Annotated in this window: 23 protein-coding genes; 16 read left to right on the forward strand and 7 right to left on the reverse strand. The window is 68.8% G+C overall.

All coding sequences use genetic code 11. The annotated features are described in order from the left end of the window. The first annotated feature begins 4 nt into the window (after positions 1–4). The 8 genes from ASD34_RS19790 to fabG are packed head-to-tail and all read left to right on the forward strand — an operon-like array spanning position 5 to position 8,555. A complete protein-coding gene (locus ASD34_RS19790) occupies positions 5–1,720 on the forward strand; it encodes an AMP-binding protein (protein WP_235510131.1) in 1,716 nt (571 codons plus the stop codon). Next, positions 1,717–2,727: a hypothetical protein gene (locus tag ASD34_RS19795; RefSeq protein ID WP_056580706.1), complete on the forward strand. Its 1,011-nt coding sequence runs from the start codon at positions 1,717–1,719 to the stop codon at positions 2,725–2,727. Before ASD34_RS19790 ends, ASD34_RS19795 begins: the two co-directional genes overlap by 4 nt. 28 nt (positions 2,728–2,755) lie before the next feature. After that, on the forward strand, positions 2,756–3,334 hold the full coding sequence (locus ASD34_RS19800; protein WP_235510134.1) for an outer membrane lipoprotein carrier protein LolA: 579 nt from the start codon (positions 2,756–2,758) through the stop codon (positions 3,332–3,334). Beyond that, positions 3,331–5,736: an MMPL family transporter gene (locus ASD34_RS19805; RefSeq protein WP_056580712.1), complete on the forward strand. Its 2,406-nt coding sequence runs from the start codon at positions 3,331–3,333 to the stop codon at positions 5,734–5,736. The genes ASD34_RS19800 and ASD34_RS19805 overlap by 4 nt, the downstream gene beginning before the upstream one ends. A gap of 20 nt (positions 5,737–5,756) precedes the next feature. Beyond that, positions 5,757–6,590, forward strand: a complete 834-nt coding sequence (locus ASD34_RS19810; protein ID WP_414929883.1) for a polysaccharide deacetylase family protein — start codon at positions 5,757–5,759, stop codon at positions 6,588–6,590. Then, positions 6,587–7,357 (forward strand): class I SAM-dependent methyltransferase, encoded by a 771-nt coding sequence (locus ASD34_RS19815; RefSeq protein ID WP_056580718.1) that lies wholly within the window; start codon positions 6,587–6,589, stop codon positions 7,355–7,357. The genes ASD34_RS19810 and ASD34_RS19815 overlap by 4 nt, the downstream gene beginning before the upstream one ends. Then, positions 7,354–7,827 carry a hypothetical protein gene (locus ASD34_RS19820; RefSeq protein WP_056580721.1) on the forward strand — a complete coding sequence of 158 codons (474 nt, stop codon included), beginning with the start codon at positions 7,354–7,356 and terminating at the stop codon, positions 7,825–7,827. Before ASD34_RS19815 ends, ASD34_RS19820 begins: the two co-directional genes overlap by 4 nt. Beyond that, entirely contained in the window at positions 7,824–8,555 is a 732-nt protein-coding gene (gene fabG, locus ASD34_RS19825; RefSeq protein ID WP_056580725.1) for a 3-oxoacyl-ACP reductase FabG, read from the forward strand. The genes ASD34_RS19820 and fabG overlap by 4 nt, the downstream gene beginning before the upstream one ends. Before the next feature lie 18 nt (positions 8,556–8,573). On the opposite strand, the gene ASD34_RS19830 is transcribed toward fabG, so the two are convergent. The 4 genes from ASD34_RS19830 to ASD34_RS19845 form a co-directional block, all read right to left on the reverse strand. Then, a complete protein-coding gene (locus tag ASD34_RS19830; protein WP_056580728.1) occupies positions 8,574–9,266 on the reverse strand; it encodes a hypothetical protein in 693 nt (230 codons plus the stop codon). Between the two features lie 79 nt (positions 9,267–9,345). Then, on the reverse strand, positions 9,346–10,644 hold the full coding sequence (locus tag ASD34_RS19835; RefSeq protein ID WP_056580733.1) for a type II toxin-antitoxin system HipA family toxin: 1,299 nt from the start codon (positions 10,642–10,644) through the stop codon (positions 9,346–9,348). Beyond that, a complete protein-coding gene (locus ASD34_RS19840; RefSeq protein ID WP_056580736.1) occupies positions 10,641–10,961 on the reverse strand; it encodes a helix-turn-helix domain-containing protein in 321 nt (106 codons plus the stop codon). The genes ASD34_RS19835 and ASD34_RS19840 overlap by 4 nt, the downstream gene beginning before the upstream one ends. Before the next feature lie 54 nt (positions 10,962–11,015). Then, entirely contained in the window at positions 11,016–11,786 is a 771-nt protein-coding gene (locus ASD34_RS19845; RefSeq protein ID WP_056580739.1) for a hypothetical protein, read from the reverse strand. Positions 11,787–11,899: 113 nt separating this feature from the next. Here ASD34_RS19845 and smc point away from each other — a divergent pair, with 113 nt between their 5' ends. The 5 genes from smc (at position 11,900) to def (ending at position 19,790) form a co-directional block, all read left to right on the forward strand. Then, complete coding sequence (smc, locus tag ASD34_RS19850; RefSeq protein ID WP_056580742.1) at positions 11,900–15,415, forward strand: chromosome segregation protein SMC; 3,516 nt, start codon at positions 11,900–11,902, stop codon at positions 15,413–15,415. Between the two features lie 13 nt (positions 15,416–15,428). Further along, the gene (locus ASD34_RS19855) at positions 15,429–16,535 is read left to right on the forward strand and encodes a cell division protein ZipA C-terminal FtsZ-binding domain-containing protein (protein ID WP_056580744.1); all 1,107 of its coding nucleotides are present in this window, start codon (positions 15,429–15,431) and stop codon (positions 16,533–16,535) included. Positions 16,536–16,562: 27 nt separating this feature from the next. After that, on the forward strand, positions 16,563–18,659 hold the full coding sequence (gene ligA / locus ASD34_RS19860; protein WP_056580747.1) for an NAD-dependent DNA ligase LigA: 2,097 nt from the start codon (positions 16,563–16,565) through the stop codon (positions 18,657–18,659). A gap of 119 nt (positions 18,660–18,778) precedes the next feature. Further along, a complete protein-coding gene (locus tag ASD34_RS27200) occupies positions 18,779–19,201 on the forward strand; it encodes a hypothetical protein (protein ID WP_082548845.1) in 423 nt (140 codons plus the stop codon). A gap of 49 nt (positions 19,202–19,250) precedes the next feature. Next, entirely contained in the window at positions 19,251–19,790 is a 540-nt protein-coding gene (gene def / locus ASD34_RS19865) for a peptide deformylase (protein ID WP_056580750.1), read from the forward strand. Positions 19,791–19,810: 20 nt separating this feature from the next. Here def and ASD34_RS19870 read toward each other — a convergent pair whose 3' ends face one another. Then, positions 19,811–20,200 carry a DoxX family protein gene (locus ASD34_RS19870; protein ID WP_056580752.1) on the reverse strand — a complete coding sequence of 130 codons (390 nt, stop codon included), beginning with the start codon at positions 20,198–20,200 and terminating at the stop codon, positions 19,811–19,813. A gap of 176 nt (positions 20,201–20,376) precedes the next feature. Between ASD34_RS19870 and ASD34_RS19875 the strand changes: the two genes are divergently transcribed. From ASD34_RS19875 to ASD34_RS19885, 3 genes are read left to right on the forward strand one after another with little or no spacing between them, the layout of a single operon-like run. Then, positions 20,377–21,429, forward strand: coding sequence for an amino acid ABC transporter substrate-binding protein (locus tag ASD34_RS19875; RefSeq protein WP_056580756.1), 1,053 nt, complete (start codon positions 20,377–20,379; stop codon positions 21,427–21,429). Further along, positions 21,426–22,424 carry an amino acid ABC transporter permease gene (locus ASD34_RS19880; protein ID WP_056580759.1) on the forward strand — a complete coding sequence of 333 codons (999 nt, stop codon included), beginning with the start codon at positions 21,426–21,428 and terminating at the stop codon, positions 22,422–22,424. The genes ASD34_RS19875 and ASD34_RS19880 overlap by 4 nt, the downstream gene beginning before the upstream one ends. Then, entirely contained in the window at positions 22,421–23,479 is a 1,059-nt protein-coding gene (locus tag ASD34_RS19885; protein ID WP_056580762.1) for an amino acid ABC transporter permease, read from the forward strand. Before ASD34_RS19880 ends, ASD34_RS19885 begins: the two co-directional genes overlap by 4 nt. On the opposite strand, the gene ASD34_RS19890 is transcribed toward ASD34_RS19885, so the two are convergent. Continuing rightward, positions 23,434–23,847 carry a PPC domain-containing DNA-binding protein gene (locus tag ASD34_RS19890; RefSeq protein ID WP_056580765.1) on the reverse strand — a complete coding sequence of 138 codons (414 nt, stop codon included), beginning with the start codon at positions 23,845–23,847 and terminating at the stop codon, positions 23,434–23,436. The genes ASD34_RS19885 and ASD34_RS19890 overlap by 46 nt on opposite strands. A 16-nt stretch (positions 23,848–23,863) precedes the next feature. Further along, a complete protein-coding gene (gene pgm / locus ASD34_RS19895) occupies positions 23,864–25,519 on the reverse strand; it encodes a phosphoglucomutase (alpha-D-glucose-1,6-bisphosphate-dependent) (RefSeq protein WP_056582552.1) in 1,656 nt (551 codons plus the stop codon). Positions 25,520–25,719: the final 200 nt, after the last annotated feature.

A 25,719-nucleotide genomic window follows, 5' to 3' on the forward strand; every position in this document is an offset into this window, starting at 1 on the left:
CCGCGTGACGACCGACACCGCTTCTTCCTCTTTTCTGCCGCTGCTCGCGGACCGCAACCCCGACGCCCCGCTGGCGTGGCGTGGCGGCCAACCGGTCAGCACGCGCCAGTTCCTGGCCGATGTCGCGCGCCTGGCGCCCGTGCTGCCCGCGGAAGGTCCGGCCGTCAACCTGTGCCTCGACCGCTACGCCTTCGCCGTCAGCCTGGGCGCCGCGCTGGTGCGCGGCCATGCCAGCCTGCTGCCGCCCGACGCGCGGCCCGACACGCTGGCACGCCTGACCGAAACCGGCGGCCCGCACCTGTTTGCGCTGACCGACGACATCGGGCTCGAAACACCCGGCATGCAGCGTCTGCCGGTCGAACCCGTTCCGGGTCCGGCGGCCGATGCGCCGGTGCCCGCCATCGACGGCGGCCGGCATGCGGCCAGCCTGCTCACGTCGGGCTCCACCGGGGTGCCGCAGCCGCACGCGAAAGCCTGGCGCACGCTGGTCGGCGATGTCGAGGTTGCGGTCGAGCGGCTGTGCCGTGTGCTGCAGCGGCCCACGCTCGAAGGGCTCACGCTGGTCGCGACCGTACCGGTGCAGCACAGCTACGGGCTCGAATCGTCGGTGCTGCTCGCGATGCTCGGCGGCGCGGCCTTCGAAACCGGGCGACCGTTCTTCCCGGCCGACGTCGCGAAGGCGCTGGCCTCGGTGCCGCGCCCGCGCGCGCTGGTGACCACGCCGTTCCACCTGAAGACGCTGCTGCTGTCGGGCATCGAGTTGCCGCCGGTCGACCTGATCCTGTCGGCCACCGCGCCGCTGTCGCCGCAACTGGCTGCGCAGGCCGAGCAGGCGCTGGGCGGGGTGCTGCTCGAAATCTACGGCAGCACCGAGTCGGGCCAGGTGGCCACGCGCCGCACGACCGACAGCGAGATTTGGGAAACCTTCGGCGAGATCCGCGTGCACGCCGAGCCGGGGGAGGGCGATGGCCCCGAGCGCTTCATCTTCAGCGGCGACTTCATCCCTGAACCGACGCCAATGGCCGACGTGCTCGAACTGCTCGATGCGCGCCGCTTTCGGCTGTTCGGCCGCGCCAACGACCTGATCCACGTCGCTGGCCGACGCAGCTCGCTGGCGCACCTGAACTATCACCTCAACAGCATTGCCGGCGTCGAGGACGGCGCCTTCTGGCTGCCCGACGAAGTGGCCGACGGCGTGGTGCGGCCGGTCGCGTTCGTGGTCGCGCCCACGCTGTCGGCAACCGACATCATTGCTGCATTGCGGCAACGCCTGGAGCCCGTGTTCGTGCCGCGCCGCGTGGTGCAGGTCAAGGCCTTTCCGCGTGAAGGCACGGGCAAGCTCACGGTGCGGGCGCTGCGCGAATTTGCGCTGGCCCAGCTGGCCGACGACCAGACGTCGGTGCAGATGGCGCACACGGTGCCGGTCGACCATCCGGCCTTTGCCGGCCATTTCCCCGGTCAGCCGCTGGTGCCCGGCGCGTTGCTGCTGGCCGAAGTCATGGAGGTCGTGCGGCGCGTGCCGGCCTTGTCGGCGCGGCTCGGCCCGAGCCCGACGCTCGCGGCGGCCAAGTTCCTCGCGCCCGTGCGCCCTGGCAGTACGCTCTCCATCGCGCTGCAGCCGGAGGCCGGCACAGGCCGCGGCGTGCGCTTCGACGTGCGCTGCGACGGCGTGGTGGCTGTCACCGGCCGCTGGACGGCTGTGCCAGAGTCGGCGGGATGAAGCACACCGACGCCGAAACGCGCGCCGTGGACGAAGCGGCGCGGCAGACCGCCCGCCCGGCGGCCCAGCAGGGCGACTGGGCGCGCGCGCCCGAGCGCAGCAACATGCTGGCGCTGCGCTTCATCTGCCTGATGGCGCTGGTGTGCGGGCGCCATGTCACGCGGCTGCTGCTGCCGCCGATCAGCCTGTACTTCCTGCTGTTTGCGCCGGCGCCGCGCCGCTATATCAAACGCTACCTGTTTCGCGCCATCGGTCCGCGTGCGGGCTGGATCGACGGCTACCGCTTGCTGCACGCGTTTTCTTCGACGGTGCTCGATCGCGTGTACTTTCTGCGCGGGCGCATGGACCTGTTCAAGGTGAAGATCGAAGGCAACGAACCCGTCGAGGCCGAGGCGGCCGAAGGGCGGGGTGCTTTCTTGCTCGGCGCGCACATCGGCAGCTTCGAGGTGCTCGGTGCCTGCAGGCAGCAGGCGCACCAGAACCGCATGCGGCTGGCGATGCTGATGTATCCCGACAACGCGCAGCGCATCACCGCCATCCTGAATGCGATCGCGCTGCCCGAGATGCGGCCGCACGTGATCTCGCTGGGACGGCCGCATTCGATGCTCGCGCTGCGCGACTGGCTCGATGGCGGCGGCCTCGGCGGCATGCTCGCCGACCGCACGCTGCCGGGCAGCGAGGAACAGCCGGCGAACCAGCGCGGCAACAACATCGTGCTGCCTTTCCTGGGGCAGCCGGCGGTCTTCAACGACGGCCCGTTCCGGCTTGCGGCGCTGTTGCGCCGCAAGGTGTTCTTCATGGCCGGCATGTATGGCGGCGGTGACCGCTACGATGTCCGGTTCGATCCGCTGGCCGATTTCGGCACGCCGTTCGCCGATGCCGCGGAGCGTGAACGCCGCATCCGAAGCGCCGTCGAAGCCTATGTGGCCCGCCTCGAGGCGCTGTGCCGCGCCTACCCGTACAACTGGTTCAACTTTCATGATTTCTGGCTCGAAGATGCGGCTTGATTGGCTTTGCAGGGTGTTGGTGCTCGCCGTGGCTTTCTGCGCCGCGCCGGCCTGGGCGGCGTTCGACCTGCCTGAGTTGATGGGCCTGCTGTCCAGGCAGAAGAGCGGCGAAGCGCGCTTTACCGAACAACGCTTCGTGCACGGCCTGGAAGGCCCGCTCGACGCGAGTGGCACGTTGAGCTTCGAGGCGCCCGACAAGCTGGTGCGCCGCACGCTCTCGCCGCGCATCGAAACGATGGCGGTTGATGGCAACACGCTGACCTTGTCGCGCGGCAACCGCAATCGCACGCTGGCGCTGGACAGCATGCCCGAGCTGCTGGGGCTGGTCGAAGCCATGCGCGGCACCCTGACCGGCGACGGCACCACGCTGCAGCGCTATTTCAAGAGCACGGTGACGGGCGTTGCCAACCAATGGACGCTCGACCTGGTCCCCAATGACAGCCGGCTGGCGGCGCAGGTGCGCAGCATGCGCATCACCGGCCGCGGCGGTGAGGTGCTGGGGTTGGAGATGGAGTTCGTGGGCGGCGACCGATCGGTCATGAACATCTCGCCCAACTCGCCGCCGTCGGCGGTGCCGGCCGGCGCTCCCCGGCGCGCGACGCCGTGAATCTGGCGCAGGCGGGCGGCCCGCCGGGGTGGTCGCGCCGCATCGTCGTCCTGCTGGCATGGCTGCTGGTCGTGGGCCTGGGCGCGGTCGTCATCGCGCGCACGCAGATCGGCGCCGACCTGTCGGCTTTTCTTCCCAAGAGCCCGGACCTGCGCCAGCGCGTGCTGATCGAGCAGCTGCAAAGCGGCATCGCCTCGCGCACGCTGATGCTGGGTTTCGAGGGGGGCAGCGTCGAACAGCGCGCCGAAGTCTCTCGCGCTGTCGGCAAGGCGATGCGCGACAGCAAGCTCTTCGACCTGGTGCAGAACGGCGACGTGAGCGACTGGAGCGAGGCCGGCACCTGGGTGTTCGAGCACCGCTACCAGCTGTCGCCCGGCGTGATGCCGGGGCAGTTCACGGTGGCCGGGTTGCGCGACGCCATCATCGACACGCTGTCGATGCTCGGCACACCGGCTGGCAACGCGATCAAGCCGTTGCTCGACCGCGACCCGACCGGCGAGACCCAGCGCGTCGCAATGGAACTGGTGCCGGCAAGCGCGCCGCGCAGCGAGGGCGGCGTGTGGATGTCGCGCGATGCGCCGCGTGCGCTCATGATCGCCACCACGCGTGCGGCGGGTGGCGACCTGGATGCGCAGGCCCTCGCCATCGCGCGCGTGCAGGCCGCCTATGAAGCCGCCGTGCGCAGCATGGGTGAAGCCACTCCCAAGCTGCTGCTGAGCGGACCGCCCGTGTTCTCGGTGATGAGCCGCGAAAAGATCAAGACCGAAGCCATCCATCTTGCAGTGGTCGGCGGCATCGTGATGAGCGTGCTGCTGCTGCTGGCTTTTGCCTCGCCGCGCGCGCTCGTCATCGCCTTCCTGCCGGTGGCCACGGGCGTGGTCGTCGGCACGGCATCGGTCAGCCTGGTGTTCGGCTCGGTGCACGGGCTCACACTGGGCTTCGGCAGCACGCTGATCGGCGAGACGGTCGACTACGCCATCTACTACCTGATCCAGGCGCGCGGTGCGGCCATGGCCGGCACCGGCTGGCAGCGCTGGCGCGAGGTGCATTGGCCCACGGTGAGGCTCGGCCTGCTGACGTCTGTGTGCGGCTTTGCGGCGCTGGTGTTCTCGGGCTTCCCGGGGCTGGCGCAACTGGGGGTGTTCTCGATCGCGGGGCTCGTGTCCGCCGCGTTGGCCACGCGCTACGTGCTGCCGGTGCTGGCGCCCGATGGCGCGACCGGCATGGGCATGCGCCGGCACATGGCGAGGCTGGCGGGCCTGTTGGTGCGCGGCCTGCCGCGCCTGCGCTGGCCGTTGGCGGCGCTCGGTGTGGCGGCGCTGGCGCTGGTGCTGTGGCAGGGCGGCCATCTGTGGCGCGCCGACCTGAGCGCGATGAGCCCGGTGCCGCGCTCGGCCCAGCAGCTCGACGAGATGCTGCGCAAGGACATCGGCGCCAGCGACGGCGGCGTGCTCGTGGTGGCCTTCGGCGACGACGAACAGGCTGCGCTGCGTCACACCGAGGCCGCGGCCGCGCGCCTCGATGCGCTGGTCGACAAGGGCGAGCTCAGCGGCTACGAGACGGTGACCCGCGTGCTGCCGAGCGTGGCGGCGCAGACCGCGCGCCTGGCCAGCCTGCCCGATGCCGACACGCTGCGCGCCAACCTGGCTGAGGCGACCAAGGGCCTGCCGCTGCCGGCGTCCCGGCTCGGCGCCTTCGTGACCGACGTGGAGGCCGCGCGCACGCAGGCGCCCGTGCAGCGCGCCGACCTCATGGGCGGTCCGCTGGGTTCCGTGGTCAACACGCTGATGTACGAGCGGCCGGGTGGTGGCTGGTCCACGCTGGTCGTGCTGCATCCCGGTCCGGGCTTCGACCAGGGGCGCCTCGAAGCTGCGCTGGCCGGCCTGCCCGAGGTGCAGGTGGTGGACGTCGGACGCGAACTCGGCGGCCTCTACAAGCGCTATCTGCATGAGGCCTTCGTGCAGGTGCTGCTGGGTGCGCTGGCAGTGGTGGTGCTGCTGGGCGTGTACCTGCGTTCGTGGCGCCGTCTGCTGGCCGTGTGCCAGCCGCTGCTGTTCGCGGTGGTGCTCACGCTGGGCGGCATGGCCCTGGCGCAGGCCGCGCTCGGCATCCTGCACCTTGTGGGGCTGTTGCTGATCGTCGCCGTGGGCTCGAACTACGCGCTGTTCTTCGACCAGCTGCGCACGACCGGGCGTGCCGACGAAGACACGCTGGCCTCGCTGATGCTGGCCAACCTCACGACGGTGGTGTCGTTCGGACTGATCGCGATCTCGGACATTCCGGCGCTGTCGTCCATCGGCCGCGTGGTGGCGCCGGGCGCCTTGCTGGCGTTGCTGCTGTCGGCTGCGTTCGCACGCAACGTGGCGCCCGGCAAGGGCCCGAGCCCGCAGCGACCGCGCTGATGGGAAAATCCGGCCCCACCATGTCGTCGCCTTCCGCCCCTGTCGCCGCCTCCGAGTCCTGGCCCTGGCCGCCGGCCATGCGCGCCAGTGTGGCCGTGCATGCGGCGGCCTTGGGCGCCGGCGTGCTGGTGCCGGGGGCATGGCCCTGGGCCCTTGGCGCGGTCGTGCTGAACCATGCGCTGATCACCGGGGCGGGCCTCACGCCGCGTAGCAACCTGCTCGGCCCGAACGTCACACGCCTGCCCGAAGCGGCCAGTGCCCGCCGCGAAGTGGCGATCACCATCGACGACGGCCCAGAGCCCGAGGTCACGCCTCGCGTGCTCGACCTGCTGGACGCGCACGGCCAGCGCGCCACCTTCTTCTGCATCGCCGAGCGCGTGCAGGCGCATCCGGCGCTGGCGCGCGAGATCGTCGCGCGCGGCCACAGCATCCAGAACCACACGGCGCAGCATCGGCACAACTTCTCCTTCCTCGGCCCGCGCGGCTTCGCGGCGGAGATCACCCGGGCACAGGACATCCTGACCGACGTGACCGGCCAGCGACCGACCTGTTTCCGTGCGCCCGCCGGCCTGCGCAACCCGTTCCTCGAACCCGTGCTGCACCGCCTCGGCCTCTCGCTGGTGAGCTGGACGCGGCGCGGTTTCGACACCCGCGAAGGCGACGCCACCAAGGTGATGGCGCGCCTCGCCCGCAACCTGCAGGCACGCGACATCCTGCTGCTGCACGACGGCAACGCCGCGCGCACCGCGGCGGGTCAACCCGTTCTGCTCGAGGTGCTGCCCTTGTTGCTCCAGCGCCTGCGCACCGACGGCTTGCGTGCCGTGACCCTGCCTGAAGGATTGAAGACCGCATGAGCGCCGTGATGCCCTCGACGATGACCACCGACCAAGCCTGGCGCGAACTCCACGAAGCCGCGACCGTTCCCTACAAGAAGGGCGGCACCTTCGCCTGGCAATTCGCACGCGGCAAGCTCGGGCGCGACCCGGTGTTCCGAGGCTTGCTCGAGCGCGGCCTGATCGACGCGCAGCACCGGCGCGTGGTCGACATCGGCTGCGGGCAGGGCCTCTTCGTGAGCCTGCTGGCATCGATGAGCACGATGCAGCAACAAGGGCGCTGGCCGGCCTCATGGGCCGCCACGCCGGCCGCCGCGGACTACACGGGCATCGAGCTGATGCCGAAGGACGTGGCGCGCGCCGAGGCGTCGGTCGGCCACCTGAAGCCCACGCCGCGCCTGGTGTGCGCCGACATGTGCTCGGCCGCCTTGCCCGACTGCGATCTGGTCGTGATCCTCGACGTGCTGCACTACGTGGACCTCGCCGCGCAAGAAGGCGTGCTGACCCGCGTGCGCGACGCGCTGCGGCGCGGCGGCAACCCGAAGGCGCGCCTGCTGCTGCGCGTGGGCGATGCATCGAGCACGCGCGGTTTCGCGATCAGCCAATGGGTCGATCGCACCGTGACGCGCATCCGCGGCCACAAGGTCTCGCCGACCTGGGGCCGCCCGCTGGCCGAGTGGATCGCCGTGCTGCAGCGCCTGGGTTTCCGCGTGCAGAGCATGCCGATGAGCGAAGGCACACCCTTCGCCAACGTGCTGCTGGTGGCCGACCTGGAGACCGTCGCTTGACGGCACCGCAGACGCTCGACCGCGCGGGCATTGCCGCGCGCATTCCGCACAGCGGCAGCATGTGCCTGCTGGAGCGCCTCGAAGGCTGGGATGCCGGGTCGATCCATTGCAGCACCACGACGCACAGCCAGGCGGACAATCCGCTGCGCACCGAGAGCGGCCTGCTTGCACCCAACGCCATCGAGTACGCGGCGCAGGCGATGGCGCTGCACGGCGGCCTGCTGGCGACGGAGGGCAGCACGCCGTCGGCCGGCTTCCTGGCCAGCGCGCGCAACGTGAAGCTGGCGGTGGCGCGGCTGGACGACATCGACGGGGCATTGCAGGTGCGCGCCCAGCGACTGTCCGGCGACGACCGGCAGGTCTTGTATGAATTCACGGTGGCGGCCGACGACGGCCGCCTGCTGGCCGAGGGCCGCGCCGTGGTGGTCTTGAACACGCCGCTGGCGGACACGGAAGGCACACCGTCATGAGTTTCGAAGGAAAACGCACACTGATCACCGGCGCCAGCGGCGCGCTCGGAGCGGCCATGGCGGAGCGCTTTGCACGCGACGGCGCGACGGTACTGCTGCACGCGAATTCGCGGCCTGAGGCGATCGAGCAACTGGCCGCGTCGATCACGGCGGCCGGCGGCAAGGCGGAATGCCATGTGTTCGATCTGCGCAGCGACGAGGCCTGTGCGGCCGGCTGCGCACGCATCCTCGAAGGCGGGCCGGTGCAGATCCTCGTCAACAACGCGGGCGTCCACGACGACGCCGTGCTGCCCGGCATGCGCGCCGAGCAATGGCACAAGGTGATCGACGTCTCACTGAACGGCTTCTTCCGCGTCACCCAGCCGCTGCTGCTGCCGATGATGCGCACCCGCTGGGGGCGCGTGCTGAACATCTCGTCCGTTGCCGCCATCGCGGGGAACAAGGGGCAGGTGAACTACGCTGCGGCCAAGGGCGCGTTGAACAGCGCGACCAAGGCGCTGTCGCTCGAAGTGGCATCGCGCGGCGTGACGGTGAACGCGATTGCGCCAGGGATCATCGCTTCGCCGATGGCCGACGCGGTGTTCGACCCTGCGCTCATCAACCAGATGGTGCCCGTGAAACGCGCCGGCACGCCGCAGGAAGTGGCGGCGCTGGCGGCGTTCCTGGCCGGTGACGAGGCCGGCTACATCACGGGGCAGGTGATTTCCGTCAACGGCGGGATGATCTGATTCCGCCCGTTGCCGCGGTCAGAGCGGCAGCGTATCGAACGCGGCATATGCTGTCGCCAGCCATGATTTCACGCGCTGACGCTCCAGCAGGCCGAGTGCATGCGGTCCTTCGCGGTCGTTCACCGCCTTCCAGAAACTCGTGTTCTGCGCATCGATCTTGCGCATGCTGGCCTCGTGCAGGCGCGGCAATGCAATGACGCGCGCGCCGTTCGCATTGGCCTTCGACAGCGACTGCGACGCCAGCAGCATCCCGAAGTCGCTGCCGCGTCCGTAGTTCTGCACCACGATGTAGTTGGGGCGGTTGCCGAAGGTGTCGATCAGCGTGCCGAGCAGGTCGGTGGAGTCCTTGCCATCGTCCAGCACGTGCCAGAAGTTGACCGTGACGTCGATTTCCTCGAACACGTCGAACAGGTCGGATTCCTTGATCCAGCGCGACAGCGGCGCCAGCGTTTGCGCCGCGAGGTCGACGATCACGCTCTGCTTCGGGTTGCTCTCGAAGCCGTTCACCACCGTGTCCAGGCCCTCGAAGCTGTCGACCACCACGGGCGAGGCAAAGCCCTCGTAGAAGCGGGTGAAGGAGCTGTGCGAACGGTCGGTGTCGAAGCCGGTGAAGGGCCGGCTGCGATCGATGAAGTACTGGGCCAGCACGCGTGCGGTGACCGATTTGCCGACACCGCCTTTTTCGCCGCCGATGAAATTGATGGAGCTCATGAGTGGTTGCTGCCTCGAATGGGTTGAGGGGAGGGGGAGGGCGGATTCATTCTAGGGTTCGCTTGCTGCGCCACTGTGGCTAGCGACCCCGCTTGCTCATGCTCTGCAGCAAGGGATGTGCCTGCAAGCGCTGCTGCAGCCGTTTCTTCCACGGGGCCGGCAGCGACGAACCGTCGATCATCGCGGGCCAATGGTCGCGCGCGAGGCGGGTCGTGTCGGCGACCACGCGTCGCATGCGCGGCTCGTGCAAGCCAGCCGAGAAGCAGAAGGCGCGCACATTGGCCGGCGTGAACATCGCGGTGCGACGCACAGCGGCTGCGCCCACTGGGGCCGGCAGCAGTGGGAGCGCATGGCCTTCAACGCCCTGCAGCGCCGCGTAGGCCACGATGTCGTAGGCCGGCGCCAACCGTGGCGCGATGCCGTCGGGGTACAGCACGCCGAAGTTCTTCAGGTGGGCGTCCGGGTTGCCCAGCAGGTCGTTGACCACGAGTCGCCGCACCAGTTCGAGCACGGCGTCTTCGCCCAGCGACGGAAAGGCGCGCATCGCGAGCGCCATGTCGAGGTAGCTTCCGCTGTACTTGTGCATCGGATCGACCGCGAGTACCTGAGCGAAATCCTCGAAGTGGATGCGGCGCGCGCCGTCGCGGTCGAAGCGCGTGACGGCCAGGAACTCGGGCTCGTCCGGCAGCGCATAGCTGTGCTCCGCCGCGATGGCCGACAGCGGCGCGAGTTCGGCGTGGCACACCTCGACGCCCGCCGCACCGGCCATCTGCAGCGAAAGCATTTCAAGTTGCGGCATGTGGGGCCGGCCCGCCACCGGCAGCTTGGCGATCACGCGCGTGCTGGCGCCGGCGCGCACGCGCGCCACGTAGCGGCCGCCCTGGCGGCGCAGGCCCAGCTTGGGTTGCACGCCCGAGACCGAAATGCCCTGCGGCATTGGCAGCTCGACCACCGACATCTCGAGCGCGTCCTGGTCCTGCGTGATGAGCCGCTGCAGCGTGCCGCGGTCCACCGACACCGGGCGGGCAGCCACGGCGCCGGGCAGGTCGCCGCCGCAGGCCGCCAGCAATTCGAAGTGATCGTTGTCGCGGCAGCCGCGCAGCTGCGCGATGTGGCTGCGCAGCACGCCTTCGGGCAGCAGGTTCTGGAAGAAGCCGGGCAATTGGCCCCCCTGGGCATTGAACAACGGGTTCTTCACGTCGCTCCACAACGCGGCCTGCGCTGCCGGGTCGCTCGCGACCATCGACAGCGAGAGCACGCCCGGCGGCGGGTTGGCGATCAGCTCAGGCTCCGCCACGAAGCGGCACAGGTCGGCGTACTGGAACAGCTTGCCGAGGCGGTGCGCGCCGAGCGAAATCTCGAGGATCTTGACGTTCATGGCAGTGAGCGGCGGCCTCGCACGTAAGGTGGCGCGGCGGGCGCTTCAGCCAGCGCCCGGCCGACGCGCGTGGCGACCGGGCGGTAGCCGGGATCGACCGCGGTGCCTTCGCCGAAGCCCTTGGGTGCGAGTTGCAGTTCGAGCCCCAGCGCATCGACCAGCGCCAGCAGCGACGACAGCTGCGGATTGCCCTTCAGGCTCAGGGCATTGCGCACCGAGCGCTCGGTGAGCCCCGAGCGCAGCGCGATCTCGGCGTTCGTGAGGCCGGTGGCCCCGCGTCGCGCCGTGAGGGCGTTGATGAGTTCCTGCTTGTCCACGGAAAGATATTACCGCAAATGCCTATTTGGGAAACATATTTCCGATGTGAAAGACTACTTGGGGATCAGCGTGAAGAGCGGCATGACCACGCCCATCACCCAGTTCTGGCCGAAATCGAGGGCCGCCCGGCGGTATTTTTCGTCGGCCTGCGCGGCCAGCAGGTCGAGCCGTGCCACCACCTTCGACAGCTCGCGGTCGGCCACGAGGTTGCGCCCGCGCTCGCTGATCTCGGTGGCCAGCAGCAGTGGCTGGCCGTCGGGGCCGGTCTTGGAGGAAATGAGCCAGAGCGAAATCTCGAAGTTGCGCGCCGTGCGGTAGCTGTTCTCGGCGTCGACCCCGTCGATCATGGTCTGGTCCCAGGTGTTGCCGTTGGCCTGCTTGAGCATCGAGGCCCAGCCGACGACCAGCGCCGCCACGCGGTCGCCCTGGTAGCCCTGCGGCCCGGTTTCGAAGGCCAGGCGGATGGCGTCGATGCCGGTGGCACCGCGCAGCTCGGGCAGGGGCGTGCCCTGCATCACTGCGTCCCAGGTGCGCTGCGTGGCTTCTTCCATGCTGGCGGCCGCTTTGCGCCATTCGCGCGGGTTGCGCCGGTACAGCGTGGTCTGCACGCGGCGCACCGATTGCAGGTTGTCGCGCAGCGACAGGTTGGCAATGCGGTTGGTGCCCGATTGCAGCCATTCCTGGTTGCCGTAGGGCTCGGCGCGCTCGGTGGATCGGAAGGACGAACAGCCCGTCAGCGCCAAGGGGGCAAGCAGGGCAGCAGCGGTGCCCGCCAGGAGCCAGGTGCGTCGCGCCGCGAGGGGAGAAGCCAGGGAATCACTCATGCCCTGACGTTATCATCCACGGCTGGGGCGGCGGCCCGCTTCAAGCTGCGGGTCCGTGCAATTTTCCTTACAAATCAATACCTTGGCGCTAAGCCAAGGCAGGGCGACAAGTCGTGCGTCTTAACTCCATCAAGCTCTCGGGCTTCAAGTCGTTCGCCGAACCCACCAACTTCCTGCTGCCGGGCCAACTGGTCGGGGTGGTGGGGCCGAACGGCTGTGGCAAGTCGAACATCATGGATGCCGTGCGCTGGGTGCTCGGCGAGTCGCGTGCGTCGGAACTGCGCGGTGAGTCGATGCAGGACGTGATCTTCAACGGCACGACCACCCGCAAGCAGGCCAGCCGTTCGAGCGTCGAACTCGTGTTCGACAACGCCGACCACCGCGCCGGCGGCCAGTGGAACCAGTTCACCGAAATCGCCGTGCGCCGCGTGCTCACGCGCGACGGCACCAGCAGCTACTACATCAACAACCAGCCGGTGCGCCGCCGCGACGTGCAGGACGTGTTCCTGGGCACGGGTCTCGGGCCGCGCGCCTACGCCATCATCGGGCAGGGCACGATCAGCCGGATCATCGAATCCAAGCCCGAAGAGCTGCGCCTGTTCCTCGAAGAAGCCGCGGGTGTCTCCAAGTACAAGGAGCGCCGCCGCGAAACCGAGAACCGCCTGGGCGACACCCGCGAGAACCTCACGCGCGTCGAAGACATCCTGCGCGAACTCAACGCCAACCTCGAAAAGCTCGAGAAGCAGGCCGAAGTGGCGGCGCGCTACAACGCGCTGCAGGGCGAGGCCACGAAGAAGCAGCATCAGCTGTGGTTCCTCAAGCGCAGCGAAAGCGATGCCGACCAGGCCAAGATCAAGGCCGATTCGGAAAAGGCCATCAATGACCTCGAATCGCGCACCGCGGACCTGCGCCGCATCGAGTCCGAACTCGAAACCGTGCGCCAGGCCCACTACGGCGCCGGCGACCTGGTGAACCAGGCGCAAGGCAAGCTCTACGAAGCCAGCGCCGAAGTCGGTCGGCTCGAAGGCGAGATCCGCTTCGTGGTCGAAGGCCGCCAGCGCGTCGAGCAGCGCCTGGTGCAGTTGCGTGAACAGATGGGCCAGTGGGGCCGTCGCCGCGAAGAAGCCGAGGCCGAGATCGAGACGCTGGCCGGTGCCGGCGTCGATGCCGAAGAGCAGGCCATCCTGCTGGCCGCGCAGCTCGAAGAGCACGACGCGCGCCTGCCCGACCTCGAAGAGGCAGTGCAGCGCGCACAGAACGAAGCCAACACCCAGCGCGCCACGGTGTCGCAGGTGCAGCAGCAGATTCAGGTGCTGGCCGCCGACCAGCGCAACATCGAAGACCAGAGCCGCCAGCTCACCTTGCGCAGCGAGCGCCTGCGCGCCGACCAGAACGCGCTGGCCGCGCCTGATGAGGATCGGCTGACCGAAATGCAGGAGCAGCTGGCCGCGGCGCAGGAAGCCGCCAGCGAATCCGACGCCCGCCTGCAGGAGCTGCAGGAGGCCGTGCCGCAACTCGACGACGACCGTCGCGCCAAGCAGCAGGCCGTCAACACCGAAGGCGCGCGCCACGCCGAGTTCTCCGCCCGCCTCGAAGCGCTGCGTGCGCTGCAGGAAAAGGTCAAGACCGACGGCAAGCTCGCGCCCTGGCTGGCCAAGCACGGCCTGGACGGGCTGCAGGGCCTGTGGAGCCGCATCCACATCGAACAGGGCTGGGAGAACGCGCTCGAATCCGCGCTGCGCGAGCGCCTGGGCGCGCTCGAAGTCAGCCGGCTCGACATGGTGCGAGCCTTCGGCAACGACGCGCCGCCCGCCAAGCTCGCCTTCTACAGCCCGCCTGCCGCTGGCGTGCCGCAGGACGCGGGCGCGCTGCCGAAGCTGTCGAGCCTGCTGCGTCTGAACGATGCCGGCCAGCAAGCGCTGCTGAACGACTGGCTGCATGGCTGCTTCACGGCCGAGACTTTCGAAGAGGCGCTGGCGCAGCGCGCCACGCTGCAGCCCGGCGAAGTGATCTACGTGCGCAGCGGCCATGCCGTGTCGTCGCACAGCGTGAACTTCTACGCACCCGATTCCGAGCAGGCCGGCCTGCTGGCCCGCCAGCAGGAAATGGAAAACCTCGAGCGCCAGCTCAAGGCCCAGACGCTCATCAACGAAGAGGCGCGCACCGCGCTGGTCCGTGCCGAAGCGGCTTACGGCGACGCCGCGCAGCGCCTTGTCACGGCGCGCCGCGAAGCCGCCGAAACGCAGTCGCGCGCCCATGAGCTGCAGGTCGAGACGCTGCGCATGACGCAGCTCGCCGAACAGACCCGCGCGCGCAGCCAGCAGCTGGCCGCCGACCTCGGCGAGGTCGATGCCCAGCTCGAAGAACTGCAAGAAAAACGCATCGCTGCCGAAGGCCGCTTCGAAGAGCTCGACATGCAACTGGCCGACAGCCAGGAGCGCCATGCGCAGCTCGATGAGCGCGTCATCGAAGCCGCCCGCGCGCTCACCGCCAGCCGCGAGCAGCACCGCAGCCTCGAGCGGCAGGCACAGGAAGCCACGTTCTCGCAGCGCACGCTCGAGGCGCGTCGCGGCGAACTGAACCGCAGCATCGAAACCGCCGCGCAGCAGACCGTTGCGCTCACCGACGAAGACGAGCGCGCCCGCGCCGAGCTGAGCCGCCTGTCCGACGCCGCTGCGCAAGCCGGCCTGCAGGATGCGCTGTCGCTCAAGCTGGAGCGCGAGACCGCCCTGGGCGCGGCCCGCAGCCAATACGACGATCTCACGCTCAAGCTGCGCGCCAGCGACGAACGCCGGTTGCAACTTGAGCGCGAACTCGATCCGCTGCGCCAGCGCATCACCGAGTTCCAGCTCAAGGAACAGGCCGCGCGCCTGGGCGTCGAGCAGTACCAGCAACTGCTGGACGACGCCGGCGCCGACCTCGAAGCCGTCGCGCAATCGATCGAGACCGAGAAGGTGCGCCTGACGGGCCTGCAAAGCGAAATCGACCGCCTGAACCGCGAGGTGGTCGCGCTCGGCGCCGTCAACCTCGCCGCGCTCGACGAACTCGCGATTGCGAGCGAGCGCAAGATCTTCCTGGACGCGCAGTCGGCCGACCTGAACGAAGCCATCGGCACGCTCGAGGACGCCATCCGCAAGATCGACGCTGAAACGCGCGACCTGCTCGGCGGCACTTTCAAGATCGTCAACGAGCACTTCAGCCGCATGTTCCCCGAGCTGTTCGGCGGCGGCAACGCGCGGCTCGTGATGACCGGCGACGAAATCCTCGATGCCGGCGTGCAGGTGCTCGCGCAACCGCCCGGCAAGAAGAACCAGACCATCCACCTGCTCTCGGGCGGCGAGAAGGCGCTCACGGCCATTGCGCTCGTGTTCGCCATCTTCCAGCTCAATCCGGCGCCTTTCTGCCTGCTGGACGAAGTGGACGCGCCGCTGGACGATGCCAATACCGAACGCTATGCCAAACTCGTGAGCGCCATGAGCCGTGAAACCCAGTTCCTCTTCATCAGCCACAACAAGATCGCCATGGAAATGGCCGAACAGCTGATCGGCGTGACCATGCAGGAGCAAGGCGTGTCGCGCATCGTGGCGGTCGACATGGAGTCGGCGGCCTCGATGGTCGAAGCGGCATAGGGCAGGCGCGCGCATGAGCAATCTCACCCTCGCCCTGGCGATCCTCGGCGGCCTCGTTCTCGCGGCCGTCGTGGCCTACAACACCCTGATGTCGCGCCGCAATGCGCCGCGCCAGCCCGACGCGGTCGATGTCGCCCTGGCCGAAGCCGAGCGAGCGCTGGCCGGCGGCAGTGACGGCGGCGTGGAGCCGATGCTCCATGCCGACCCGAGCCAGGTGGCCGCCAGCGACCGCCATGAGCCGCTGTTCGATCCCGACCTGCCGGCGCCCAGCGGCGTGCCCGTGCCCACGGGCGAACGCCGCGGCGGACTCGATCCGCTGATCGACGTCATTGCGCCCATTTCGCTCGAAGGCCTGGCCTCGGGCGATGCCGCGCTTGCGGCGATGCCATCGACGCGCCGTGCCGGCAGCAAGCCGGTCGCCATCGAGGGCCTGAACGACCTCACCAGGCAGTGGGAGCCGCCGGCACCGGGGCAACGCTACCGCGCCTTCCAGGTCGGTGTGCAGCTGGCCAACCGCACCGGGGCGCTCAACGAGATCGAGTACTCCGAGTTCGTGGTCAAGGCGCAGGCCTTTGCCGACGCCGTGAACGGCGCACCCGAGTTTCCCGAGATGCTCGACGAAGTCGCGCGTGCCCGTGAGCTCGACCAGTTCGCCAGCGCGCACGACGCGCAACTGGGCTTCGTGCTGCGTGCGCTGCATGCGGCCTGGAGCCCGGGCTACGTGCAGCAGAACGCCGCGCGGCTGGGTTTTGTCGCCGGGATCATTCCCGGCCGCATGGTGCTGCCGACCAGCGAGGCCGGCCTGCCGCCGATCCTCGGGCTCTCGTTCGACACCCAGGCCGCGCTGGCCGACGATCCGGCGCAATCGGCGATTCGCGAACTCAGCCTGAGCCTGGACGTGCCGCAGGTCGATCGCGGCGAAGAGCCGTTCCGCCGCATGCGCGAAGCCGCTGCCACGCTCGCCCGCGAGATGGACGGCGTGGTCACCGACAGCGACGGCCAGTTGTTGCGCGACGAAACCATGGACGTGATCGGCACCGACCTCGAGCAGTTGTACGACACGCTCGATGCACGCGATCTCGCGGCCGGCTCGCCGCTGGCGCGACGCCTCTTCAGCTGATCCGTCTTTTTCCCCGAGGGACACCCCATGACAACGCGCGACGAAGCGGCACGCGAAGCCGCCGCACTGAGCGAGCAGTTGCATCGCCACGCCCACCTGTACTACGTGCTCGACGAACCCGAGTTGCCCGACGCCGAATACGACAGGATGTTCCAGCGTCTGCAGGTGCTGGAAACCGAGTTTCCCGAGTTGCGCACGCCCGATTCTCCGACGCAGCGCGTGGGCGGTGCCGTGCTCGACAGCCTGGCCAAGGTGCGCCACCGCGTGCCGATGCTGTCGATCCGCACCGAGACCGACATCACGCCCACCGGCGCCAGCGCCTTCGATGCGCGCGTGCGCCGCGAACTGGGCCTGGCCGAAGACGCGCCGCAGATCGCCTACGTCTGCGAACTCAAGTTCGACGGACTGGCCATGAGCCTGCGTTACGAGCACGGCGTGCTGGTGCAGGCCGCCACGCGCGGCGACGGCGAGGTGGGCGAAGACGTCACGCAGAACATCCGCACCATCCGGGAGATTCCGCTGAAGCTCAAGGGCGCGGCGCCGCCCGTGGTCGAGGTGCGCGGCGAGGTCTACATGAAGCGAGCCGATTTCGACGCGCTCAACGAGCGCCAGCGCGAGAAGATTGCCGCCGGGCAAAAGAACGAGAAGGTGTTCGTCAACCCGCGCAATGCCGCGGCCGGCGCGGTGCGCCAGCACGACCCGGCGATTGCGGCGGCGCGGCCGCTGAGCTTCTTCGCGTACGGCCTGGGCGAGGTCTCGCCTGCGAGCGAAGGCGGGCCTGAACTCGCCACGCAATTCGACTGGCTGCAGCAGTTCCACGCCTGGGGCTTCCCGGTTGCCACACAGACCGCGCGCGCGACCGGCGCTATTGAACTGATAGCATTCCATGAAGCCATCGGCCGCCAGCGCGATGCGCTGCCGTACGACATCGACGGCGTCGTCTACAAGGTCGACAGCCTGGAACTGCAGCGGCAGCTGGGTTTTGTTTCGCGGGAGCCGCGCTGGGCCGTGGCCCACAAGTACCCGGCGCAGGAGCAATTGACCCAGGTGGTCGGCATCGAGATCCAGGTGGGCCGCACCGGCAAGCTGACGCCTGTGGCCAAGCTGGCGCCTGTGTTCGTCGGTGGCGTGACCGTGACCAACGCCACGCTGCACAACGAGGACGAAGCGCGACGCAAGGACGTGCGCATCGGCGACACGGTCATCGTGCGCCGCGCGGGCGACGTGATTCCCGAAGTGGTGGGCGTTGCGCCCGACAGCCTGGCCAAGCCCGACGACCAGCGTGGCGCCGTCTTCACCATGCCGCACACCTGTCCCGTGTGCGATTCGGAAGCCGTGCGAGAGGAGGGCGAAGTCGACTACCGCTGCACCGGCGGCCTGTTCTGCGCGGCGCAGCGCAAGGAAGCCATCCTGCATTTCGCGGCACGGCGCGCGGTCGATGTCGACGGGCTGGGCGACAAGCTGGTCGAACAACTGGTCGATGCCAACCTGATCCGCACCTTGCCCGATCTGTACAAGCTCGGCTTCGTCACGCTGGCGGGCCTGGACCGCATGGCGGAAAAGTCGGCCAAGAACCTCGTCGACTCGCTGGAAGCTTCGAAGAAGACGACGCTGCCGCGCTTCCTGTTCGGCCTGGGCATCCGCCACGTGGGCGAGAGCACGGCCAAGGACCTCGCCAAGCATTTCGGCAAGCTCGACGCGATCATGGATGCAACCGAGGAGCAACTGCTCGAGGTGAACGACGTCGGCCCCGTGGTGGCGCAAAGCCTGCGCACCTTCTTCGACCAGCTGCACAACCGAGAAGTGGTCGAACAGCTGCGCGCCTGTGGCCTGACCTGGGAAGAGCACGAGCCGGAAGCCCGCGCGCCCAAGCCTTTGGCGGGGCTGACCTTCGTCATCACCGGCACCCTTCCTACGCTGAGCCGCGACGATGCGAAGGATAAATTGGAGGCAGCCGGTGCCAAGGTGGCCGGCTCCGTCAGCAAGAAAACCCACTACCTCGTGGCCGGGGAAGAGGCTGGCAGCAAGCTCGACAAGGCGCGCGACATCGGCGTCCCGGTGATCGATGAGGCGCGTATGCTGGAGATCCTCGCGAACGGGGTTGCGCCGGCACCCGAGACCTGAAGCGGCCGGCATCGGTGGCGGGGGGCTTTACCCCCCGTTACGCGACTTCACACCAGCGCAGTCAACAGGGTCTACAAGCGGACGTTGAATGACAACAGAAGGCCGACAAGGAGTCCCTCATGCAAAGAATTCGTGTTCTCGGTACCAGCCTCGCCCTCGGCGGCATCGTGCTGCTGGGCGGCTGCGTGGCCGTTCCAGGCGATCCGTACTACTCCGGCGGCTATTCCGATCCGTACTACGCTGACCCCGTGGTCGTGCCGGCGCCGGTCTACATCCAGGGTGGCGGCTACTACGACAACGGGCGCCGCTACTACGACCGCCGTCCTTACTATGGAAGGCCGGGCTATCCAAACCATGGCGTGCGGCCCACGTATCCGACGACACGTCCGCCCTGGGGCGGTGGCCGTCCACCGGTCGCCGTGGTGCCGCGGCCCGGCGCGGGAGGCGTGCCCGGAATCACGCCGTCGCAACCGCAACAGATGCCGCGCGGTCGCGCTCGGTTGTGGACCTCGCCCGACTCGCAAGGCACCACGCCTCCCTGATCACGGCGTGCAACTGAGTTTCGTGCAAGGCTGTCGCGATAATCCCGCCATGGCCTTCCGCGAAATTCTCAAAATGGGTGATCCCCGGCTGCTGCGCACCGCGCAGCCGGTCACCGCTTTCGACACCGACGAACTGCATCTGCTGGTGCGCGACATGTTCGAGACCATGAAGGCGGTCAATGGCGCCGGTCTCGCGGCGCCGCAGATCGGCGTTGATCTGCAACTGGTGATCTTCGGCACCGACACCGTCAATCCGCGTTACCCCGACGCACCGCCGGTGCCGCGCACCGTGCTGCTCAATCCCGTCATCACGTCGCTGGGAGATGAAGAGGAAGAGGGCTGGGAAGGCTGCCTGTCGGTCCCCGGCCTGCGCGGCGTGGTGCCCCGCTTCGCCCACATCCGCTACACGGGCTTCGACCTGTACGGTGACCCGATCGACCGCATCGCCGACGGCTTCCATGCGCGCGTGGTGCAGCACGAGGTCGATCACCTGTTCGGCAAGCTGTACCCGATGCGGGTGCGCGATTTCTCGCGCTTCGGCTACACCGAGATCCTGTTTCCGGGCCTCGATGCGGCGGACGACGACTGAGTCGCCAGTCGCCTCTTCGCTTACTTGTTGTTGAGCCCGAAGCGCCCGCCGCCCGTGAGCGCGAGCGAGATGGCCGCGAACAGGAACATGCCCTGCAGTTCCAGCGCCCAGCCGCCTTGCGCGTTGAGCGCGCCGAGGTCCTTGCGGTGCGCCAGCCAGATCGCCACGATCATGTTGATCGCCACGACCAGCGCGGCTGGCCGTGTGAACAGGCCGACGATCAGCAGCACCGGCGCCAAAATCTCGCCCACGTAGACCAGGTAGGCCAGCGCCGCGGGCACGCCGTGCGACGCGAGCATGCCGCCGATGCCGTCGACGCCCTTGCCGACCTTGGCAATGCCGTGCAGCAGGATGAGGATGCCCAGCGCAACGCGCAGGATGAGCTTGCCGGTGTCGTCGGACTTGACCATGGTGTGATTCCTGTTCAGGAGTGGTGAAAGGGCCGTATGGTAGTGAAACTCGCCGCGCCGCCAACCGATCACCCGCAAACGGATCGACATATGCATCCAACGCGGGGTTCTTTGTCGTCGGTCCGCGTCGCCCCGTACACTGCCTTTCGCCTACTGTTGAGGAGCACCGACCGATCATGAAAAAACCAAACAACCCAACCACCCGACTGCGCCCGGCATTTCTGGCCGCCGCCTGCGTTCTCGCGCTGGCCGCCGCGGCCCCGGCCTTTGCCGGCAAGACGCTCGACGCGGTCAAGCAGCGCGGCACCGTCAAGTGCGGCGTGACCAACGGCGTGGCCGGTTTCTCGGCCCCCGACACACAGGGCAACTGGTCGGGCCTGGACGTCGATACCTGCCGCGCCATTGCCGCGGCCGTGCTGGGCGATCCGAAGAAGGTCGACTTCGTGCCGCTCAATTCGCAGCAGCGCTTCTCGGCCCTGCAGGCCGGCGAGATCGACATCCTCGCGCGCAACACCACCTGGACGCTCACGCGCGACGCGTCGCTGGGCTTCAACTTCACCACCATCACCTACTACGACGGCCAGGGCTTCCTGGTGCCCAAGAAGCTCAAGGTGACCAGTGCCAAGCAGCTGAAGAACGCCACCATCTGCACGCAGTCGGGCACCACCAACGAGAAGAACGTCTCCGACTACTTCCGCGCGCAGAACATCCCGGTGAAGACCGTCGTCTTCGAGAGCTTCGAGGCCTCGTTCAAGGCCTTCTTCTCGGGCCGCTGCCAGGCCTTCACCACCGACGCCTCGGCGCTGGCGGGCCTGCGCAACAAGGAAGCGCAGAACCCCGACGACTACACCATCCTGCCCGAGCTGATCTCCAAGGAGCCGCTGGCGCCGCTGGTGCGCCGCGGCGACGACGAATGGTTCGCCATTGCCAAGTGGGTACCCAACGCGCTCATCGAGGCAGAGGAATTCGGCATCACCCAAGCCAATGCCGAGCAGCTCAAGGCCGGCAGCAAGGACCCGGCGCAGCAGCGCCTGCTCGGCGCCGGTGAAGACCTCGGCAAGCTGCTCGGTCTCGACAAGGACTGGTCGTACCGCGCCATCAAGGCCGTGGGCAACTACGGCGAGATGTTCGAGCGCAACGTCGGACCGAAGTCGGTGCTCAAGCTGCCGCGCGGCTCCAACAATCTGTGGAGCAAGGGCGGCCTGATCTACGCACCACCCGTTCGATGAGTCGCCAGGCCTCGCGCCGCGGCGCCTGGCTGGCCTGGCTCGTGCAGGCCCTGCTGGTGCTGGCCGTCGTGGCCGGCGCCGTCTGGGTGGGGAACCATGCGCTCGAAGTGCTGCGCGCACGCGGCGTGCGCTCGGGCTTCGACTTCCTCACCGAGCCCGCGGGCTTTTCGATCAGCGAAGGCTGGCTCGATTTCGATGCCAGCCAGCCCTCGTGGCGCGCGTTCCTTGCGGGCCTGATCAACACCGTGCGTGCAGCCGTGCCGGCGGCCATCTTCGCGGTGGTGCTCGGCACGTTGATCGGCATCGGCCGCCTCGCGCCGCACGTGCTGGTGCGCGGCATCTGCACCGCCTACGTGGAACTGCTGCGCAACGTGCCGCTGCTGGTGCAGCTGCTGATGCTGGCCTTCGCGATGGCCAACCTGCTGCCCGACCCGACCGAGCCCGTGCACCTGTTGCCGGGCGTGTGGCTCAGCAAGGGCGGGCTCAGCGTGCCCTGGCCCGTGGCGGGCGAGGGCGGTGGGTGGCCCACGCATTTCGAATGGCCCGAGCGCGGTGATTTCGGCGTGAGCGGCGGCGCCGCACTCAGCCCGGAGTACGTGACCATCGTCGCCGGGCTGTCGCTGTACTCGGCGGCCTTCGTCGCCGAGATCGTGCGCGCCGGCATCCTCTCGGTGTCGCAGGGGCAGGTGCTGGCGGGCGAGGCGCTGGGGCTGTCGCCGGTGCAGCAGTTGCGCATCGTGATCCTGCCGCAGGCGCTGCGCGTGATCGTGCCCTCGCTCACCAACCAGCTGCTGAGCCTCACCAAGAATTCGTCGCTCGCCGTGGCCGTGGGCTATCCGGAACTGGTGTCGGTGGCGAACACCACCATCGGCTCGAACGGACGCGCCTTCGAATGCATCGCGATCATCATGGCGGTGTACCTGCTGCTGTCGCTCGTGATCTCCTTCGGCATGAACCGCTACAACGCGCGCGTCGCGCTGCGAGGCTGGCGATGAGGCGCGTCGCGCAAGGCCCCATTGCATGGCGCAGCGAGCTGTGGGGTTCGCCGCTGCGCGCGCTGGCCACGGTGCTGCTGCTGGGGTTGCTCGCGTGGGCCGGCTTCCACGCGTTCGAGTGGGGCGTGGTGCACGCGGTGTTCCGCCCCGACGCGGATGCCTGCCGTGCCGCGCAGCACGGCGCCTGCTGGGGCGTGGTGGCCGAGAAGTGGCGGCCGATGCTGTTCGGTCGCTTTCCCTATGAGGAGCAGTGGCGTCCGGCCATCGCGGTGGTCGTGTTGTCCGCAGTGACCGTGCTCAGCGCCTGGCCGCGCAGCTGGCGCTGGTGGCTGGCGCCGTTGTGGCTGGCAGCGCTGCTGCTGTTCGTCGGGCTGATGCACGGCGGCGTGGCGGGATTGAGCACGGTGCCGACCAGCCGCTGGGGCGGGCTGCCGCTCACCATCGGGCTGGCGGTGGTCGGACTGGCGCTGGCCTTTCCGCTGGCGTTGCTGCTTGCACTGGGACGTCGGTCGGAATGGCCCGTTGTGCGCACTTTGAGCGCGAGCTATATCGAGCTGGTGCGCGGCGTGCCGCTGATCTCGGTGCTGTTCATGGCCTCGTTCCTGCTGCCGCTCCTGTGGCCCGCGGGCTGGCAGCCCGACGTGCTGGTGCGCGTGCTGATGGGGCTCACGCTGTTCGTTGCGGCCTATCTGGCGGAGATCATCCGTGGCGGCCTGCAGGCCGTGCCGCGCGGGCAGACCGAGGTGGCGATGGCGCTGGGCTTCGGCCGCTGGCCGGTGCAGCGCGACATCGTGCTGCCGCAGGCGCTGCGCCTCGTGGTGCCCGCGCTGACCAACAGCGTGGTCGGCACGCTGAAGGACACCTCGCTGGTCACCGTGGTCGGCCTGTTCGAACTGACCGGGGCGCTCGGGCTGGCGCTGGGCGGCGACCCGGTCTGGCGGCCGTTCTACCTCGAGGGCTACCTGTTCGTGGCGGTCGTCTATTGGCTGCTGTGCTTCGGGCTGTCGCGCTACAGCGTCTGGCTGGAGCGGCGCCTGGGCGCCAGTTCGGCGTAGCCGGTCTGCGCATCGGGCTCGCGCGAGAAACGCCATTCGGGCAGCACCGCGACGAGGACCTCGGCCGTGGTGCGCACCACGCAGCCGGGCGCGGCGTGGCCGCCCGACACGCGCCCCGTCGCATCCGACACGCTGAGATGCAGGTGCGAGCCATCAGGCGACAGCGTGCCGGCGAGCGTGAGGATTTCAAGATCTCCGTCGATCCGCGTTGCTTCGTCAGCGCCCGCGAAACGGATGCGTGCGCCGCGCAGGCTGCCGATGCCCGAGACCACGAAGGCCGCGTCGCCGATGCCGTCCTGCTTCAGCACGGCATCGAGCGCCGCGCGCAGGTCGTCGCCCGATTGCAGCCGCAGCACGAGCGTGTCCATGCGCCGTTGCCTCGCGTCAGCTCGCCGACAGCGCCTTGTCGACCACCTGCTGCGCCTCGCCGAGGATGCGCGCGAGGTGGTCGTCGCCGAGGAAGCTCTCGCCGTAGATCTTGTAGATGTTCTCCGTGCCCGAAGGCCGCGCGGCGAACCAGCCGTTCTCGGTGACGACCTTCACGCCGCCGATGGCCGCGCCGTTGCCCGGGGCGTGGCTCAGCACGTTCTCGATCTTCTCGCCCGCGAGGGTGGTCGAGGTGATCTGCTGTGGCGACAGCGCGGACAGGCGCTTCTTCTGCTCGGGCGTCGCCGGTGCGTCGACGCGGTCCGACACGGGGCGACCCAGCGCCTGCGCGAGTTCGTTGAAGCGTTCGCCGGGGTCGCGCCCGGTGCGCGCGGCGATCTCGGCCGAGAGCAGGGCGGGCACGATGCCGTCCTTGTCGGTGGTCCACGCATTGCCGTCGTGGCGCAGGAAGGTCGCGCCCGCGCTTTCCTCGCCGCCAAAGCCCAGCGAGCCGTCGACCAGCCCGTCGACGAACCACTTGAAGCCCACGGGCACCTCGTACAGCGGGCGGCCCAGCTGCGCGGCCACGCGGTCGATCATGCGGCTGCTGACCGCTGTCTTGCCGACGGCCGCCTGCGCCGGCCAGTGCGGGCGGTGCGTGAAGAGGTAGTCGATCATCACCGCGAGGTAGTTGTTCGGCTGCAGGAGGCCCGCGCTGCGCGTGACCACGCCGTGGCGGTCGTGGTCGGTGTCGCAGGCGAAGGCGATGCCGAAGCGGTCCTTCAGCGCGACCAGCCCGTGCATCGCGTCGGGCGACGAGGGGTCCATGCGGATGCGGCCGTCCCAGTCGAGCGACATGAAGCGGAAGGTCGGGTCGACCGCCTGGCTCAGCACGTTCAGGCGCTTGAGCTTGTAGCGCGCGGCAATGGCCGGCCAGTAGTGCACGCCGGCACCGCCGAGCGGATCGACGCCCAGGTCGATGGTGCCGCCGCGGATCGCGTCCATGTCGAGCACCTGCGCCAGGTCTTCGACGTAGGTGTTCAGGTAGTCGTGGCGATGCGTGGTGGAGGCCTTCAGCGCCCGTGCGAGCGGCATGCGCTTCACGCCTTCGAGCTGGTTCGCCAGCATCTTGTTGGCAGCCGCTTCGACGGCGGAGGTGATGTCGGTGCCCGCCGGTCCGCCGTTCGGCGGGTTGTACTTGAAGCCGCCGCTTTCGGGCGGGTTGTGCGAAGGCGTGATCACGATGCCGTCGGCCAGGCCGCTGGTGCGGCCGCGGTTGTAGACCAGGATGGCATGCGACACGGCCGGCGTGGGCGTGTACTCGTCGTCCTTCGACAGCATCAGCTCGACGCCGTTGGCCGCCAGCACCTCGACCGCGCTGGCAAAGGCGGGCGTGGACAGCGCGTGCGTGTCGATGCCCAGGAACAGCGGACCGTCGATGCCCTTGTGCTTGCGGTAGTCGCAGATGGCCTGGCTGATCGCCAGCACGTGCCATTCGTTGAAGGCATCGTCGAACGAGGAGCCGCGGTGGCCCGAGGTGCCGAAGGCCACGCGCTGGCTCGGCACCGCCGGGTCGGGGCGCCCGGTGTAGTAGGCCGAGACGAGGCGCGGCGCGTCCACCAGCAAGTCAGACGGGGCCGGCTGGCCCGCGAGGGGATGGGAAGAAGTGCTCATGTCGAAAGCGGGTGATGAAAGGAGCGTGCCGGCGATGCCGTGCACGGGCTTTCAGCATACGCCATGGGCAGCTTGGGCTCGCCGCTCGCGCGCCCGTTGGCAGCACTTCGCTTACAACCGTTTCAATGTGAGCGCGGTGCGCGGACCCGCCCTGGGCCGTACAAGCCAAAAGTCGAAAGGGGGGTGCCATGCGACAGGGG

It is taken from the genome of Variovorax sp. Root473, assembly GCF_001426505.1.
GTDB lineage: Bacteria > Pseudomonadota > Gammaproteobacteria > Burkholderiales > Burkholderiaceae_C > Variovorax.